General features: G+C 39.0%; 17 protein-coding genes. 5 read left to right on the top strand and 12 right to left on the bottom strand.

The window, feature by feature from the left end; translation table 11 throughout:
- Positions 1 to 50 precede the first annotated feature (50 nt).
- The 4 genes from paaZ (at position 51) to QM538_05040 (ending at position 6,428) form a co-directional block, all read left to right on the top strand.
- Positions 51 to 2,105 carry a phenylacetic acid degradation bifunctional protein PaaZ gene (gene paaZ / locus QM538_05055; GenBank protein ID MDI9347852.1) on the top strand — a complete coding sequence of 685 codons (2,055 nt, stop codon included), beginning with the start codon at positions 51 to 53 and terminating at the stop codon, positions 2,103 to 2,105.
- Between the two features lie 99 nt (positions 2,106 to 2,204).
- Positions 2,205 to 4,637, top strand: a complete 2,433-nt coding sequence (locus QM538_05050; GenBank protein MDI9347851.1) for a TonB-dependent receptor — start codon at positions 2,205 to 2,207, stop codon at positions 4,635 to 4,637.
- A gap of 67 nt (positions 4,638 to 4,704) precedes the next feature.
- On the top strand, positions 4,705 to 4,902 hold the full coding sequence (locus tag QM538_05045; protein ID MDI9347850.1) for a hypothetical protein: 198 nt from the start codon (positions 4,705 to 4,707) through the stop codon (positions 4,900 to 4,902).
- Complete coding sequence (locus QM538_05040; protein MDI9347849.1) at positions 4,899 to 6,428, top strand: hypothetical protein; 1,530 nt, start codon at positions 4,899 to 4,901, stop codon at positions 6,426 to 6,428. The genes QM538_05045 and QM538_05040 overlap by 4 nt, the downstream gene beginning before the upstream one ends.
- Here QM538_05040 and QM538_05035 read toward each other — a convergent pair.
- Genes QM538_05035 through QM538_04990 form a run of 10 tightly spaced genes read right to left on the bottom strand, consistent with a single transcriptional unit; the run spans position 6,423 to position 15,231 of the window.
- Positions 6,423 to 8,372 carry a 3-hydroxyacyl-CoA dehydrogenase NAD-binding domain-containing protein gene (locus QM538_05035; GenBank protein ID MDI9347848.1) on the bottom strand — a complete coding sequence of 650 codons (1,950 nt, stop codon included), beginning with the start codon at positions 8,370 to 8,372 and terminating at the stop codon, positions 6,423 to 6,425. The genes QM538_05040 and QM538_05035 overlap by 6 nt on opposite strands.
- Positions 8,373 to 8,376: 4 nt before the next feature.
- A complete protein-coding gene (locus QM538_05030; GenBank protein ID MDI9347847.1) occupies positions 8,377 to 9,297 on the bottom strand; it encodes a PaaX family transcriptional regulator C-terminal domain-containing protein in 921 nt (306 codons plus the stop codon).
- An 11-nt stretch (positions 9,298 to 9,308) separates the two neighbouring features.
- Positions 9,309 to 10,388 (bottom strand): 2Fe-2S iron-sulfur cluster-binding protein, encoded by a 1,080-nt coding sequence (locus QM538_05025; protein ID MDI9347846.1) that lies wholly within the window; start codon positions 10,386 to 10,388, stop codon positions 9,309 to 9,311.
- Positions 10,385 to 10,861, bottom strand: a complete 477-nt coding sequence (gene paaJ, locus QM538_05020) for a phenylacetate-CoA oxygenase subunit PaaJ (GenBank protein ID MDI9347845.1) — start codon at positions 10,859 to 10,861, stop codon at positions 10,385 to 10,387. Before paaJ ends, QM538_05025 begins: the two co-directional genes overlap by 4 nt.
- Positions 10,855 to 11,610 (bottom strand): phenylacetate-CoA oxygenase subunit PaaC, encoded by a 756-nt coding sequence (paaC, locus tag QM538_05015; protein ID MDI9347844.1) that lies wholly within the window; start codon positions 11,608 to 11,610, stop codon positions 10,855 to 10,857. The genes paaJ and paaC overlap by 7 nt, the downstream gene beginning before the upstream one ends.
- A complete protein-coding gene (paaB, locus tag QM538_05010; protein MDI9347843.1) occupies positions 11,610 to 11,960 on the bottom strand; it encodes a 1,2-phenylacetyl-CoA epoxidase subunit B in 351 nt (116 codons plus the stop codon). The genes paaC and paaB overlap by 1 nt, the downstream gene beginning before the upstream one ends.
- A complete protein-coding gene (gene paaA, locus QM538_05005) occupies positions 11,957 to 12,877 on the bottom strand; it encodes a 1,2-phenylacetyl-CoA epoxidase subunit A (GenBank protein ID MDI9347842.1) in 921 nt (306 codons plus the stop codon). The genes paaB and paaA overlap by 4 nt, the downstream gene beginning before the upstream one ends.
- A gap of 44 nt (positions 12,878 to 12,921) precedes the next feature.
- Entirely contained in the window at positions 12,922 to 13,347 is a 426-nt protein-coding gene (paaI, locus tag QM538_05000; protein MDI9347841.1) for a hydroxyphenylacetyl-CoA thioesterase PaaI, read from the bottom strand.
- The gene (gene paaG / locus QM538_04995; protein MDI9347840.1) at positions 13,344 to 14,135 is read right to left on the bottom strand and encodes a 2-(1,2-epoxy-1,2-dihydrophenyl)acetyl-CoA isomerase PaaG; all 792 of its coding nucleotides are present in this window, start codon (positions 14,133 to 14,135) and stop codon (positions 13,344 to 13,346) included. The genes paaI and paaG overlap by 4 nt, the downstream gene beginning before the upstream one ends.
- Before the next feature lie 13 nt (positions 14,136 to 14,148).
- Positions 14,149 to 15,231 (bottom strand): hypothetical protein, encoded by a 1,083-nt coding sequence (locus QM538_04990; protein ID MDI9347839.1) that lies wholly within the window; start codon positions 15,229 to 15,231, stop codon positions 14,149 to 14,151.
- Positions 15,232 to 15,252: 21 nt separating this feature from the next.
- Between QM538_04990 and QM538_04985 the strand changes: the two genes are divergently transcribed.
- Complete coding sequence (locus tag QM538_04985) at positions 15,253 to 15,801, top strand: DNA-3-methyladenine glycosylase I (protein ID MDI9347838.1); 549 nt, start codon at positions 15,253 to 15,255, stop codon at positions 15,799 to 15,801.
- Here the strand turns inward: QM538_04985 and QM538_04980 are convergent.
- Together QM538_04980 and QM538_04975 are read right to left on the bottom strand one after the other, a co-directional pair.
- Positions 15,794 to 16,669, bottom strand: coding sequence for a metal ABC transporter permease (locus QM538_04980; protein ID MDI9347837.1), 876 nt, complete (start codon positions 16,667 to 16,669; stop codon positions 15,794 to 15,796). The two genes, QM538_04985 and QM538_04980, sit on opposite strands and share 8 nt — an antisense overlap.
- A complete protein-coding gene (locus QM538_04975; GenBank protein MDI9347836.1) occupies positions 16,611 to 17,327 on the bottom strand; it encodes a metal ABC transporter ATP-binding protein in 717 nt (238 codons plus the stop codon). Before QM538_04975 ends, QM538_04980 begins: the two co-directional genes overlap by 59 nt.
- Position 17,328 lies beyond the last annotated feature (1 nt).

Raw genomic sequence — 17,328 nt, 5'->3', positions numbered from 1 at the left:
TACAATATGATATATCAAATTAAAAGAATTGTTAACAATAGAGGGAAGATATGATAGAAATTAAAAGTTTTGTAAATGACAAATTTATTTCAGGAACCAAATCACAGGAATTAATTGACGCTAATTCTTCCGTACCAGTGGCTAGCTTTGCTCATATCAGTGATTCAGAGGTGCAAAACTGTATCTCCTATGCCAAATCTGTTGGTAACCCCACTCTTCGTGCATTAACCATACATCAAAGGGCGCTATTACTTAAACAGCTGGGTTTAGCATTACTAGAGCAGAAAGAGACATTATATAAGGTTTCTACCTATACTGGTGCCACCAGGGCCGATAGTTGGGTTGATATTGAAGGTGGGATAGGCACCATGTTAAGTATTTCAAGTATTGCGCGCAGGGAATTGCCTGACCAGCCTTTTATTACCGAAGGAAATCTTGAAACTTTATCTAAAAGTGGAAGCTTTGTTGCTAGGCATATCTTGACACCAAAAACTGGAGTTGCAGTACATATTAATGCATTTAATTTCCCAATCTGGGGTATGCTTGAAAAGTTTGCACCTACATTCATTGCAGGTGTTCCGTCAATCATTAAACCCGCCACCCAAACTTCTTATTTAACCTTTGCCTTAATGAAACTTATCCAAGAAGTCAACTGTTTACCTAAGGGCAGTCTTTCACTTTTGATTGGAAATATTCATTCTCTTTTAGATCATCTAGATGGTCAGGATACCGTAACCTTTACTGGCTCCGCATCCACAGCAAAAACTATTGCTTCTAATCAAAATCTTATCCATCACAATGTCAAAATAAACAAAGAAGCTGACTCGCTTAATGCTATAGTCTTTGGTGAGTCTGCACGGCCGGGTACAGTAGCATTTAGTTTGGGTGTTAAGGAAGTTCTTCGTGAGCTTACCGCTAAGGCAGGCCAAAAATGTACCGCAATACGAAGGGTCATCATTCATGAAGACTTTGTCAAACCTTTTCAAACCGAGCTAGAGCAACAATTACAAAGAGTACAAATCGCACCAGCTGGATATCAAGTGGAAAAAGGAAAAGTTCACCTCGGCCCTCTCGTCTCACTTACGCAAAGACGAGAAGTGCAAGAACAGGTAGCGCTACTCAGACAATCTGCGGATATATTGATTCAGTCTCCTATCACGGTTATAGAAGGTTCAGAAGATAAAGGTGGCTTTATGGCGCCAGTAGTTCTCATTGCGAAAAACCCTGAGGCATCCGAGCTGCATTCAATTGAGGCGTTTGGGCCGGTATGCACCGTTATTCCATATCAAAATATTTCCCAAGCTATCGCCCTCACCAATAAAGGTGAAGGTAGTCTAGTCGCTAGTATTGTATCTACACAACCTGAAGAACAGCAACAGCTTACCTTGGGCATTGCACCATACCATGGACGATTATTACTTATTAATGAATTAACCGCAAAAGAATCTACAGGGCATGGGTCGCCACTTGCTCCATTAGTGCATGGTGGTCCCGGTAGAGCAGGTGGGGGGGAAGAATTAGGTGGAGTTCGTTCAATTAAATATTATATGCAGAGGACAGCACTGCAAGGCACACCAACAGACCTCACTAGCGTTACACAAGAATACTATCAAGGTGCGATTACCCATGAGGATATCAAACATCCATTTAGAAAATATTTTAATGAGCTACACATTGGAGATTCACTCACCACTCACAAGAGAACAGTTACAGAAGCCGACATAGTTAATTTTGGCTGCCTAACGGGCGATCACTTTTATGCCCATTTTGACGAAACTGCGACAGCCAGTTCATTGTTTGGTAAAAGAGTTGCCCATGGGTATTACCTCGTTTCAATGGCTGCAGGTCTTTTCGTCTGGCCAAACCTAGGCCCAGTGTTAGCAAACTATGGCATGGATAACTTGAGATTTATTGAACCAGTCGGTATTGGCGATACTATTCAAGCCACAATAACGGTAAAACGCAAGATTGAGAAGCCTAAAAAAGAAGGGGATAATAAAAAAACTGGGGTGGTGGTATGGTATGTCCAATTATTTAATCAGCACAGTGTATTAGTTGCAATGTATGATATACTTACATTAGTTCAGATCAATGAAAATATTTAAAAAAATATTTAAATTAGAGTTGACAAATTGAATAAAATGTAGTATAAAATTGTAATGAAGAAATGTGTAAAAAATTTATAAAAACCAGGAGGTAAACTTATGAAAAAAGTAACACTAATAATAACCGCACTCACTATGGCACTGTCATGGAGTGTAACATTCGCAGCTGAAAGCACACTTGAAGAAGTGACTGTAACAGCACAAAGAAAATCTGAAAACTTACAATCAGTTCCAGTTGCCATAACAGCACTAACTGAATCTGTAATTAACAGATCTGACATCCATGACCTAACAGCAATTGCGCTTAAAACTCCTTCGTTAGTTTTTGCGCCATTTTCACCAGGTCAAAACATTATTTCACTCAGAGGTGTTTCATCTAACGATGATGGAGCAGGTACAGAAAGCTCTGTTGCGATATTTCAAGATGAAGTCTACCTTGGTAGAGTTTCTAACATTAACTTTGAAATGGGAGACCTAGAACGAATTGAGGTACTTCGCGGACCACAAGGTACCCTATACGGTAGAAATACCCTTGGTGGTGCAATTAATATAATAACTAAGAAACCTTCACTAGACAAAGTTTCAGGTAGTTTAAAAATTACTGCAGGTACCTACAACAAAAGAGACTATGGATTTTTAGTTTCAATACCTCTCGTAGAAAATGAAGCTGCGATTAAACTTTCAGCACAGCAAAAAACTAGAGATGGTTGGATTAAAGATTACTATGTGCAACCAGACAAATGGTATAACAACAACACAAAAAAATTACAAGATGAAAACTCAACTAACTATCGCTTAAGTATTTATGCAAAAGGTGATGATGCAGATGTTTTAATCAACTATGATAAAAACACCATTGATATCAATGATATGGGTAGAATTTCGTTAAGTGGTTTATCATTAGGTTCTTACAATGCTTTGTATAATCAAAAATGTGCTCCTTCTGGTATTGATCGTCAGTATTGTAATGCGTCTGCAGTTGATGGATTTGCCAAACGAGATGCCGAGGGTACAAGCATAAAAGTAACCTCTGAAATTGATAGCGATACTACTTTTACTTCTATTACAGCGATTCGTAGTAGCGTAGTAGATTGGGAAATGGACTCAGTTGGTGGGGGATCTTTTTATTTGTGTCTAACACCTAATAAATCAGGTCCTAATTCAGTTCCTCCTAGTGTCCCTTGCGTTCCTAGTGATATTCCAAATCTTGTAACTAATGTTATTACTGGAGCTCTTATTGATAATATTTATGATAAGACCAAACAAACCTCGCAAGAATTTAGATTTAATGGTAAAGGCGATGGGTATTCTTATGTGGTTGGACTTTGGTACTATTTAGAAGATACAGATCGTTTTGAAGGATTTACTCGAACTGATGATGTGAATTTTGGTTTATCTGCCGCTACTTGTAATCAGAATAATTATAATATCTATTTTACATCTACAACAATTGGTGGTTGCGATCAGGATTGGTATAGACAAACCAATGAAACTACTAGCTATGCCGTATTCTCACAGTTTGATATTGATATTGGCGACAACTGGAGTGTGAAGATTGGCGGAAGATACACTGTGGATGAAAAAGTTATTGATTCTTTATCAGTAGATGGATCTCGGTTCCCATTTATTATTTCTCCTTCAGGATCTCTATCAACCAAATGGGATGGTATAAAATCTTGTGAGCCAATCAACGGTTGTTTTTCGGCAAAGAAAAGTGCTTCATGGAATGATTTTTCACCTAAGCTAGTCTTTGCGTACAGTGATCCAGATGGTACGAATTTTTATCTGTCCTATGCTAGAGGGTTTAAGAGTGGTGGTTTTCCAGCTGCTCCTGCCGTGCCACAAGTATTCATAGAGCTAAAACCTGAAACTGCTGATAGCTATGAACTTGGTGTGAAAGCAGATGTTAGTGGAAATACTAGGGTTAATTTCTCACTATTTTATAATCTTTACAAAAATTTACAGATTCAACAATTTGGACCAGCTAGTCCAGCATCTCAAGCTAAGTATGGATTGACATCTTCATTTGGAGTATTTTCAACATTCAATGCTGCAGATGCGGTATCTAGAGGTATTGAATTAGAAATTACTTGGATTCCTGTTGAATCGGTTATATTTAACGCATCGCTCTCACTAATTGATAGTGAATACACTTCAGATCAATTACTATTTAATGGGGTTAATCTTAAAGGAAGAACCCTGTATGAAACTCCTGAAGTAAAGTGGGATATGGGTGTATTGTATAATTCTGTACAAAATGACCAGTCTGTAGTTTCTGCTTCGCTTGATTTTAATTATTTAAGTGAAACAACTACGGATTTTTCTAATCCTCTTGCAAATCGTTGGGCTCGTACATTAGCTAATGCAAGATTATCTTGGGAATCTAAAGAAAAAGATTTTGAAGTGTCTCTTTGGGTGAATAATATTTTTGATACCTATCATGTCATTCATACTTATAGCGTAGGTAATGGCGCACAAGGTGTACCAGGCTTACCAAGAATGAGTGGTATTACTCTTGAATATAAGTTTTAAGGTTAGTTAGTGTTTATCAAGGGCAACTTATAATGGGTTGCCCTTGTTTTTTATATAGAGGAGAGTTATGAAAAGAATTATATGGTCGTTAGCATCACTGATGGTGATTTTTAGTTTTGTACTATTGTTTGTTCCTGCGGTTAAGGAGCTGTTCGTGTTTGATTCGTTTTTTAGTATTAAATGGTATATGGGCATTATTGTAATGTTGGTTGTGCTAGAAGGTTTGTATATTGTTCTTCCTGTTCGTTTTGGTGGTGCAAGATGAGTGGTACGATAGTAATGTTTATTGGCTTTGTCGTAATGTCATTGTTGATTAGCTACTATGCGGCAAAACGAACAAAGACTAAGGAAGATTTTTATACTGCGGGTGGTAAATTATCTGGTTTTCAAAATGGCTTAGCGATAGCTGGTGATTTTATAAGCGCAGCTTCTTTTCTCGGTGTTACGGGATTGGTGTTTTTATTTGGTTTTGATGGATTATTGTTTGGTCTCGGAGCAGTGTCAGCCTGGGGTGTGGTGTTTTTTTTAATGGCGGAACGGATTAGGAATTTAGGTAAGCATACCTTTGTGGATGTGGTTACCTTTCGTTTTGAGCCTCGTAGGTTAAGAATGTTTTCTGTTGTTACTACTTTGTTTATTGTAGTATTTTATTTGATTGCCCAAATGGTTGGTGCAGGTAAGCTGATTCAAATATTGTTTGGTTTAGAGTATTGGGTTGCGCTATGTGTTATTGCGTTGTTAGTCTTGATGTATGTTTTTTTTGGAGGTATGCTTGCTACTACCTGGGTGCAAATTATCAAAGCAGTCCTGTTGCTTGGCGGAACAACGGTAATAGTATTATTAGTGTTAGCAGAGTTTAATTTTTCTTTTGAAGCTTTGTTTACAACGGCAGTATTAGTCCATCCAAAGTCAATTGATATACTCTCACCAGGGTTATTGTATAGTGATTGGAAACAGGTTGCTAGTGTATTGCTTTCTATGGTTTTTGGTATTGCAGGATTACCGCATATCCTGATGCGTTTTTTTACTGTCCCAGATATGAAACAAGCTCGTCGCAGTGCTTTTTGGGCATCAATATTTATGAGCTTCTTTTTTCTCTTAATGGTGGTATTAGGGTATGGTTCTATAGCGATGTTATACCAACATCCTGAATTATTTGCTAATGGCAAACTTATTGGTGGGAGTAATATGACCCCTATTCATCTTGCAGGTGTAGTAGGCGGGCCTATGTTGCTTGCATTTATTTCTGCAGTTGCTTTTGCGACCATTATTGCCGTGGTCGCAGGTTTAAGTATCAGTGGGGCGGCGACTGTGGCGCATGATCTCTATGCTGAAGTTATTAAAAAGGGCAAACCAGATCCTGATTTTGAATTAAAGTTATCTAGATTTGTAATTTTAATAGTGTGTTTATTAGGGATTGTGTTTGGATTGTTGTTTGAAAATCAAAATGTAGCTATCACTGCAGTTTTTCCATTAGTGCTTTCGGCTAATGTTTGCTTTCCACTCTTAATGCTTACTATGTACTGGAAGAATTTTACCACCAGAGCAGCGTTAGTTTCTGGTATTGTAGGTTTACTTGCATCTTTTGTTTTGATTGTGGTGGGACCAAAAGTTTGGGTTGATATATTTCACTTTGAAGAAGCAATAATACCTTTTGATTACCCTACTATTATTACCTTGCCAATTGTTTTGACAGTTGCGATCGTGGTCGCTTTACTGGATAAAAGTCCCCGTGCTACTATTGACCGAGAAGGCCATGCAGCAATGGTAAAACGCTCTGAAGGTTTATAGAGTATTGTTGAATGAAAACATAGGCCCGCCTTTAATGCGGGGGTAGCCATACCCATGTATCCATAGTAAATCAACCGCTTGCTGATTGTCTATGATTCCTTCTTGGATCATTTGATTTGCTTCTGCACATACTTTTGTAAAGGATCGTACTGGGATTTGTTCTAGTGCTGTGAGATTTGGACTAACACCCAGTATATCGGCCTGTGCTTTGATTAGTTCTAGTGCTCTTGGATTAACTCCAGTTTTTTTACCTTGTTGATAGAGATAAAATCCTGCATTAGTTTTCTTACCTAATAAAGAATGCTGCGCGAGAGAATTAATTGCGGCAAAGTATCTGGGATCTTGGGGTGGATTAGGATTATTTTTCCTGCCGAGATAACCCACATCTATACCCGAACTATCAAGCACCTCACATGGTCCCATAGCCATACCAAAATCTAGATACGCTTGATCTATTATTTCTGGGCTCATCCCTTCTAAAAGCATAAGATTGTTTTCAGCATTGTAGACGGTGTAGAGTCTATTGGCAGCAAATCCAAAACAATGGTTCACTACTATGGGAATTTTTTTTAGCAAAGAGGCTAGAGTTAGACAATAGTCTAGGGTATCTTGGTTGGTTTTTTTAATTTTTATAATTTCTAGAAGTTTCATGCGATCGGCTGGGTTGAAAAAATGTAATCCGACACATGAGGTGCTACTTGGCATTGTCTCGGTAATAGCTTCTAGGTCTAGGTAAGATGTATTTGAGGCAATGATAGCCTGAGGGTATGATGCCTGTAATTGTGCAAAGATTGTTTTCTTAATGCTTGGATCTTCTATAACCGCTTCTATGCACATGGTAGGATTAATTTCTTGGGGTAAGCTAGAATTGTAATGGAGGTGTGAGAGTGTCTGCTGCGCTTGTTGTTTTGTGATAAGATTTTTCTCTTCTTGTGTGGTGATTGTTTGGGTAATAGAAGTTTGAGCTTGTTTGAGGATTTCGTTGTTAATATCAAAAAGATGTGTTGTTACAGAGGCTCCTGCGCATGCTAACGCTATGCCTCTACCCATGGTTCCACCACCAATAACAATGATGCTTGTGATGTTTTTCTTTTGTGTTGCTTTTGCGACATTTCGTTCTGCAAAAAATACATGGCGTAGAGCTTTGCTCTGGAGACTTTTTCTTAGCTCTAAAAATACTTGCCGTTCTTTTGCCCTTGCTTCTAGATAGGGAAGTCGATATGCGTCTTGGATCAGTTCTAATGCTTTACATTGAGCAATGTGCCCCTTGTATTTTTTTGCTATGGTGGTCTTAGCGTTACTGATTAATTCATTTTGTTTTTCTACTGATATAGTTTGCGGTTGAATTTGACTGCAATCTTTGCGAGGAGATGACTGGTTTGCGATTAATAAACTATATTCAAGAGCGTCTTGCTCAAAAGTTTCATGCTCGGTTACTTTATCAAGTAATCCAAGTTCTAGTGCGGTGGTGGCATCTATTGGCTTTGCTTCTAGTATCATGGTAATTGATTGCTCCAATGGGATTAAGCGAGGTAAATGTTGTGTTCCACCAGCGCCTGGAATCACGCCGAGCGATGTTTCCGGTAATCCTAGCTTGGTTTGTTTTTCTGCGATGCGATAGCTCGCCGCCATGGCAATTTCCAATCCTCCCCCAAAGGTGGTCCCATGTAAGGATACGATAATCGGGATAGGGCAGGTTTGCATGGCGCTAATCACATCAGGAAGGGTTGGTGATGGAGGGTTTTCAAAATCAAATTCATTTAAATCTGCCCCAGAGAAAAAAGTTTTGCCTTTGCAACGAATGAGAATCGCTTTAGCTCCTTGCTCACGAGCTGCTTGGATATTACTGATTAGACCTTTTCTTATTGCTTGATTTATAGTATTTACTGGAGGGTGATCGCATGAAATAATGGCAAGTGAATTATGGTAAGTTATTGTAATCATGGCTTTATTGTAATCTTTGTTTAAATTCTATTGAAGCTTCAGGTAAGTAGCCTTGTTCATTGCGTAGCGTCTTGCTAATATATTCTGAAGATAGTTTTGCCGTAGCGCTATATAGACGATTAAAGAGTTGCCTTGCCCGATAGCCAATCCAATTTGATGAAAGAAATGAGCTAGGTAGACATGGATCGCGTAATTGTATCTTTCTAAAATCATTTAATAGAAAAATTCTAAGTTGTACATGGTGGGTATCTTTTAGTTCAGCAAATTTAGGAATAAAATCGGCAATAGGTAGATAATAGTTGATAAATTGCTGATAGCGTTTATTTAGTGTTTGTATTTGTAATTTTTGAGGTAACACAGAAAAGATTAAATTATGTTTGGTAATATCTTCAAGTGTTCCAGAGAGCACAATGGTTTTATCGTTAAGGTCATACTCATCTAGAATTTCTATAATTTGCTTAATATTGCTACTTTGCCTAATATAACACCTCGGTAATATTGCACAGTAGCCGAGCCATTGTAATCGTGAATTTAGTAAGTAGAGCTTTTTATTGTTTAGCAGAGGCGCAAAGATTACTATCCATGTATTTTCAAAGGTAGTTTGGTGGCTACCGTAGAGCCGTTTACTAATTTCGTGATATTGAGCATAGGCAACTGAACTAAAGCTTACGAATTTATTTTTCCCAAGTCTATTGCTAGTAATCCAGCCATCTTTTTGCAGTCGATAGATGGTTATTCTTGTAGTTTGTTCAGTGTAGCCAAATTTTTTAAACATACCTACGAGGCTATTGAGTGATATAACCCCACCATGAACTGCTAGAACATCTCCAAAAAATGAAACCAACATACTTTGACAAGTGGTTTTATGATTCGTTCGTTGAATTTTACAACTATGTTCTATTATATCAGCGAGTGATTTTTTCATGGAATGGTGAACTACACATCATCAAATGATACGGAAAGCAGTTTGTCGTTGGTAAAGGTTTGACAGGTAAGAACATATCCTCTTTTCTTCTCATCTTCACTAAGGACATGATCAAGTCCCCGAACGAATTCACCTGAAATAACTTTTGCTTTACAAGTTGAGCATACACCAGCTTTACAAGAATACGGCAATTCCAGTCCTTGCTCTAATCCTTGCTGCAGTACACTTTTCTGTGCAGAGGTGTTGCTGATACTTCTGGTACGACCGAGGTGCTGGATCTCTATGGTTGCACCGGCTGCAGCTTGCTTACTAAAATAAGGAGGGATGTACTGGTTGGTGTTGGTAAATAATTCTGATGAAATTGATTTTAATGGCATTGCTAATGACCTTAAAATTTTAATTAACGATTCAATCATTTGACTTGGCCCACATAAATACGCGTGATCAATATTTTTGATTGATGGGATATAATTATTTTTAATTAATTTTGTTAAAACCTCTCCGGTCAATCTCCCATTAGATATCTCAACTGCTTGGGGTTCGCGACTAAAAAAGTTAATAATTTGTAATCGTCCTAGGTAAGTATTTTTAAGAAATGCTATTTCTTCTTGTAACATTATTCGTTCACTAGTAGTATTGGAGTATAGCAATGTAGCACTAGCGTATTTTGAGTTTCGCAAGTATTCTGAAAGCATTGGGTAAATAGGAGTTATGCCACTTCCACCAGCAATAAATAGTGCATGTCCGTGCGGGGTTGGTTTATTGAGTTGAAAATTTCCTCGAGGAGTTAGAGATTGTAATGTGTCCCCTACAGAAACACTACTGCCTAACCATGACGAAGCTATACCTTGGGGTTGAACTCGCACCCCGACGGTGAGGATTTTACTTTCTGGCAGAGAGCATAGTGAGTAGGAACGAACTGGAGAGTTTTTGAGATTTGGAAAAATAAAGGTAAGAAACTGCCCAGCTCGAAAGTTGAACCCCGACTGTGCGTTTTCTCGTGGTTGTAGCGTGATTAAGACACTGTCAGGAGTGCTTTTATCTATGGCAGTAACGGTGAGAGGGAGGTAGGTAGAGTCTTTTTGTTTCATGCGAGTTGTTTAAAAAGTTCAAATGGTTCATGGCATGCTAAGCATCGATAGAGTGACTTACAAGCGGTAGAAGAGTAGGCATTAATACAGGATATTGTTTTTGATTGACATCTTGGACATTGCAAAAAACTAACCGTGTTTGTGTCTTTTGGAGGCGGCACTATGCCGAGCTGAGCAAGAGCTTTCCTACCCGAATCTGTTACCATGGAAGTATTCCAGGCCGGACTAATTGCTATTTCCACCTTCACGATGAACTGCCCATAACTTTTTGTTGCGCTGTACACATCCTGCATGATGGCTTCTACTGCAGGGCAGCCTGAATATGTCGGGGTGATAGTAATGGTGACAGTATTGCCATCTCTCGTAATGTTTCGTAGAATTCCTAAATCATGGATGGTGACCCCTGGTAGTTCTGGGTCACATACTGATCGTGTGGCGTTAATTAACGCATCAAATGAATCTATGTTTACCATTTACAGTTAGGCATTGTGTTAGTTATATATCTCATTTCCGAAATTAAGGATTCAAAATCTTCATGATGTTGCAATGTAAATGAAGCGCTTCGTAATCGTTGCGGTGCGTTACATCCACAGTGGGTAATAAATTGTTTCACTTCACGATAGTAGGTTGTGGATAATTTTTGCCTTGAGGGGAGCAGATTTTGCTGAATTAATGTGACTTCATATTCACGGTCTGAAAACAGTTGTGCTGAAAGCGGAAAGAGCGAGCTCCAAGCATGATTAAATCGTGTTTTTGCTTCTTTGGTGCTGTTAGTTAGTACATGTATCCAATAAACGCTACGCTTGAGATGGTATGTGATTTCTTTTAGCGATTTAGCTGCAATGGCAGCGAGCGGAGGGTAGTTGCTATTCTGTAATTCAGCGTAGTACCATGACTCAAAAAGGTCAATGAGATACTGTCGTACCATAGTGTATGCAAAATCACCATTTGGCATTTCATAAATTAAATGGTTTGAAAATTCCTTGCTATCTCTAACATAGGCAAAATAATCCTCACCTTGCTCTTTGGGATTGCAATCATGAGCATGTTGATAGAGCAATCTTGCTCGTCCTAGAAAATCTAGGCCAGTATTAGTTAAGGCTATATCTTCTTCTAGCGTTGGGCCATAAGAACACCAAGCGCCAAGCCGTTGCGCAAGTAGCAGTGAGTCGTCACCAAGCGCACAAACTGAACGAAGTAGTGGTTCGGTAGCAGAGTTCATTACAGATGTTTAACCTCTTGCGGGATATGGTAATATTCTGCTTTACGATAGTCTTTTTCTTGCATGGGCTCATAAAAACTTGAAACTTCTTCTTGGGTACTGGCCCGTATTGCGGATGCGGGAGTTACCCATAGACTTAATCCTTCACCTCGGCGTAAATAACAGTCTCTTGCAAGTGTCAGCGCATGGTCGATATCATGGGCATGGACGCTACCTACATGGATATGCGCCAAACCTCGTCGCTGTCTTATAAACACTTCAAATAATGAAATTATTGCAGTGTTTTTTTTTGACTGTTTTTTTTTGGTTTTAGTCTTAACAGGTAGTTTTTTTTTGATATTTTTTTTCATGCGATTTTATTAAATTGTGATTGGTTGTGGTGATGAGCCATTGCGTCGCGTACCCATGCCCCATCGGTATGAGCCTTGAGATGGTGAGAAATCCGTTGTTTGTTGCATGGACCGTTACCGCTGATGACCTGATAAAATTCTTCCCAATTAATTTCACCAAAATCATAATGTCCGGTTTTTTCGTTTAGGCGTAATTTGGCGTCTGGAATAGTCAATCCGAGGTATTCTGCCTGGGGTACTGTTTGATCAATGAACCTCTGTCTGAGCACATCATTAGATTCAACTTTTAATCCCCATCGTAATGACTGTTCGGCGTGGGTACTTTTTTGGTCTGTAGGACCGAACATCATCAATGATGGCCACCACCATCTATCTAGTGCTCGTTGAGCCATGGCTTTTTGCTCACTTGTACCCCGAGCCAGCGCCATCATTATTTCATATCCTTGCCTTTGATGGAAACTCTCTTCTTTACAAATACGAATCATTGCTCTCGCGTATGGCCCATATGAGGTTCTCTGGAGTGAGACTTGGTTAACTATTGCCGCGCCATCAACCAGCCATCCAATTGCTCCGATATCGGACCATTCTGGGGTAGGGTAATTAAAAATTGAAGAGTATTTTGCGGTTAAAGCATGGAGTGCTTGAACCTGAGCCTCACGAGAACTGCCAAGTGATTCAGATACACAATACAAATATTGTCCATGGCCAGCCTCATCTTGTACCTTAGCTAATAGGATAGTTTTTCTACGCAGCGAAGGAGCTCTGGTGATCCATGAAGCTTCTGGTTGCATCCCTATTACTTCAGAATGTGCATGTTGGCTTACTTGTCGCAGGACGCTTGAACGGTATGTATCGGGCATAACATCATCTGCTTCAATTTTTAATTTTTTATCTATTGTTTGTTCAAATGTATTCATAATTATATTTTACACTAATTTATTAAAAAAATTATTTTATGTAATTAAAAAATTGGTTTTCCTAACGCAAAGGACTTGCCACGAAAAAGGGCAATAAGTTCTTGTTCTATGCGGACTTCTATATCGTAAACACCGGTTGTTTTGTTCCGCCTTCGTTCAAATCCAGTCGCCACGAGTACAGAGTCCACGGGCACTGCTTTTAAATACTCAATTGAACAACCTTGTGCCACGGTAATATTATTATAAGTATTGCAGGAAAACGCAAAACATGAGTCAGCGAGTGCAAAAATATACCCCCCATGGCAAATTGCATATCCGTTTAGCATTTTTTCTGTAACTTGCATCTGCAGAGTGGCTGAACCTGGTCTGATAGTAACTATTGATATCCCAAGATGTTGAGAGGCTTTATCTTTCTCCCACATAGTTTTACTGCAACGAAGTGCTAGTTCTTCTGGAGTCACTGTTGTCATGATCCTTTGAATTGAGGAGGGCGTTTTTCTAAAAATGCCGACACGCCTTCACGGTAGTCATTACTAGATCCAAGTTTGCCCATGACGACCCTCTCTTTATCTAATTGATTAAGTAGCGAATCACCACATGCTTCGAGCATTAACCGCTTGGTTTCAGCGATTGCTAAGGGCGCTCGTTCGCAAAGTATCGAGGCGACCGCTCTCGCTTCTCCTAAGAGTTTGTCGTCATCCACAACATTCCAAATTAGACCCCATTGATGGGCCCGTTCTGCTGGGAGTTTTTCGCCTAATAGAGCTAACGCTCTAGCGCGTGGTAAGCCGATAGCATTGGGTAATGACCAAGTTCCTCCTGAATCAGGCACTAAACCAACTTTTGAAAAGGCTTGGACGAAGCTAGCGGATTTTGCGGCAATAACTATATCACATGCAAGCGCAATGCTTGCACCAGCTCCAGCAGCTACCCCATTTACTGCAGCGATAATTGGTTTTGGCATAGAAGTTAGGGTGCGGATAAGCGGATTATAATGTCGCTCAACAGTCAAAGATAAATCCACTCGCTCTTCTTGTCCTGGCTTTGTGGCGCGGTCTTGCAAATCCTGTCCGGCACAAAAACCTTTTCCTTCACCCGTGAGTATTATGCACTTTATATCATCAGTGTCTAGACACCATGTCAATAAGTCTCTGAGCTCAAGATGCATTTCCTCATTAAAACTATTTAACATAGCTGGTCGGTTGAGGGTTAGTTCAGCAATATGTGCGTTTACTGATTTTTTAATGGTTTGGACCATACTTAATTATATGCTATTCAAAGGGTAATTTGACTTTATTCCAGTGTTTTGAATAGTCTAACTTATTTTCTTCTAACGGGCTACATTTTTGCAGTATTGAATCGTTGGTATTGTAAAAGTTTGTAAAACCACCGCTGAGATACAATTGATTGTTTAGTAAATTACTGTCAATTTTAACCATGGGATATAAATTGGTTTCATTGGTGTAAAGTACAGCATTTCTAATGCTGAACATAAAGTTAATAAAATCTTCAGCTTGCTCAGATTTAAAGCTTGATTTTGCCACACTTAAAGTGGTGTAAAATTTCATTCCACCTTCAGGGGATGAGAAAAATTTATAATACTCGCTGATTCTCATAATACCTATACCCATACCACTATCTGCAATTGTTAATTCACTATTGGCGTTTATTAATTCATTTAGAGATCCTCGAGGATTATAGTCCCATAAAGAATTTTCTATTACTTTAGCTACAGTAAATACATAGGTTGAGTCAGTGCAAAAATCTCGATTACCATTTATATGGTTTAAAAGTCTCGTTGCATTTGATGTGTTCACCAAAAGTGTGATTTGAGGATTGTTTGACAAGCTGACGGCAACGTCTAACCATTTTTTAAATTGAGGACGGTTAAAGCGTAGGTCCTGGATGATGCCAATCAGACCTGCGCTATACGGAATAACTAGAGTTGCTTTTTGATCGTAATAGTGGTTAAATGCTTCTGGAATTAATTGAGATAAGTTAGGTATATTGATTGAGTTTACTTCTTTGATGTAATCTTTTTGAACGAGTTCAAGCGCAATCTCATCATGTGCAAAAATTAAATCAATTTTCTGGGATAGAGAGACAATACGGTTGCGATTGTCTAGTTCACGGAAAAATTCATCTCGAGTTTTTGGGGAAATAGTCGTGATCATGACACCTCGTTCATCTAGATATCGTTTTACAATACTATCAGGCAATTTCGTATTCCACAACAATACAAGTAATTCTTGACTAGTTGAATGTCTATACAATGGAATAACTAAAATAGCAAATGTAGCTACCAAGATAATGATTATAATGGAGTAGAATGAACCGCGAAACATCTTTTTCATATTAATACTTTATCATAAGTCATGGTTGTATCATATTGTAAAGCAGTCAAAATTCACGAAGAGAAATCTTCAGCCTACGCTCGCTTACATAGGAAGCACCATGATGAGGTCCATGGTAGATTTCCGATATCAGATGACGAATTTTTTGCAAGATTGACGATGGAGATACATCAAGCCGGACTCAATTGGGGGTTGATCTTATCTAAAGAAGCAGCTCTGCGTAAGGCCTATTGTGATTTTTGCATAGCCAAGGTAGCTACATTTACAAAGCCAACCATAGATGAGTTATTGCATAACTCAGACATTATTAGAAGTGAAGCCAAGATAAAAGCAACTATTTACAATGCTGCGAGTATACTTGAAATAACAAAAACCCACAGCTCTTGCAGAGCTTGGTTACTGTCTTACCGCGGTAGCACGCTCGCGCAATGGACGGCAATTCTCAAAAGCAAATTCACCTTTATTGGTCAGGAAGTAACCAAGGAACTGTTAACTGGCATTGGCATACTACCTGGCGCACATCATCATACCTGTCCGGTCGGAAAACGCATTAAAAAAATCCCTACCTAGCCAGTCGAAGATAAATTTTTTGAATCATATATGCAGAGCCCATACAAAATACAATGGTTGGGCTTGGGGGAAAGTTAAACACTAGCGAAAGTAGTATTCCGGTAGTGACCATGAGCACGCTCATTAGCGTTGAAATGAGCACTGATTGTTTAGGGGATACTGCGATTACCTGGGCATACAAAGCTGGTAACACCATTAAGGCACTAACCAGTAAAATTCCAATCGTCTTGATGGCAAAAACAATAATCACACCACAAATACAAGTAAGCGCTAATTCAATGTTCTTTACCGCAATACCTTCTGCAAGCGCAAGATCTGAGTGAAATGATATTAGGATTAAATTATTAAAGTGGAAATATAAGAACACTAAAGTAACTAGTACGATTACCATGAGTAAGCACAGATCAAGAATAGTTACGCTTAAGAGATCTCCAAACAACATTGCTTGAAAGTTGCTTGTTGCCACCTCTGCGGTAGAAAGTATTAAAACACCTAAGGCAAAAAACCACTGTGCTAGAGCGCTGAGCAGCGCATCGCGTGAGTTAGTATGCGCGCGAAGTAAGACGACAAAGAGTATTAAAAAAACTGACAGTACCGCTATTGAGGATATGGTGGGGTTGATCGCGACAACATATCCGAGCGCAACGCCAAGAAATGTACTGTGCGCCATTGAATCGCTCAGAAAAGATAAGTTTCTCCACAACAAAAAACAGCCAATCGTTCCAGTGACACATGAAAATAAAATTGCTGACACCAACGCTAGAAGCACGAAGTCTGTAGTTACTAATTCAAAAAATTGTTCCATCGTATCAAGCGTGGGTGTGATCATGGTGATGCCGATATCGCGCCATGGTGCCTGCAAATTCACTGCCAAAAATTTCAATAAATTCCTTATCCTGTGCAACAGTTTCTGGGGTGCCCGAGCAACAAATATGATGATAAAAACACAGCACCTGTTTACTCTCTGCCATAACCCAGTGTAGGTCATGTGATACCATGACAATAGCTATTGGATAGGTTTCATAATAGGTTTGAATAATTTTATATAGGGCCGCTTGACTTGGTAAGTCTAAGTATTGGGTGGGTTCATCTAAGAATAATAATCCTGGTTTTTTAAGCAATACCCGACATAATTGAACTCGTTTTAATTCACCACTGGAAATCTGTGAAATTTGAATATGTTGAAGGTGGTGAAGATCACAACTACTGAGCAACTCCTTGTGTAAGGTAGTGTCGGGGTGGCTATTACCAAGCACTAAATAATCAGCAACTCTCATTGGAATCGATGGGTTAATTTTTTGATCCTGTGGCATGTAAGCAAAACTACACAACGGGTTCTTTTCGATTGATCCGCTTGATACCCGTTCCAACCCCATCAGGGTTTTTATTAATGTTGTTTTACCTGCTCCGTTAGGACCAATGATAGTGATAAAATCTTTGGGGATTATAGATAGACTAACTGAGTCAATAATTTTAATTTGATTTTTAATGACATTGAGATTGGTTGCATGAAGTAGGGCGTTCATG

Source organism: Candidatus Methylacidiphilales bacterium, assembly GCA_030054035.1.
GTDB lineage: Bacteria > Pseudomonadota > Gammaproteobacteria > JASGCS01 > JASGCS01 > JASGCS01.
This window is presented reverse-complemented; position numbering and strand designations above follow the sequence as displayed.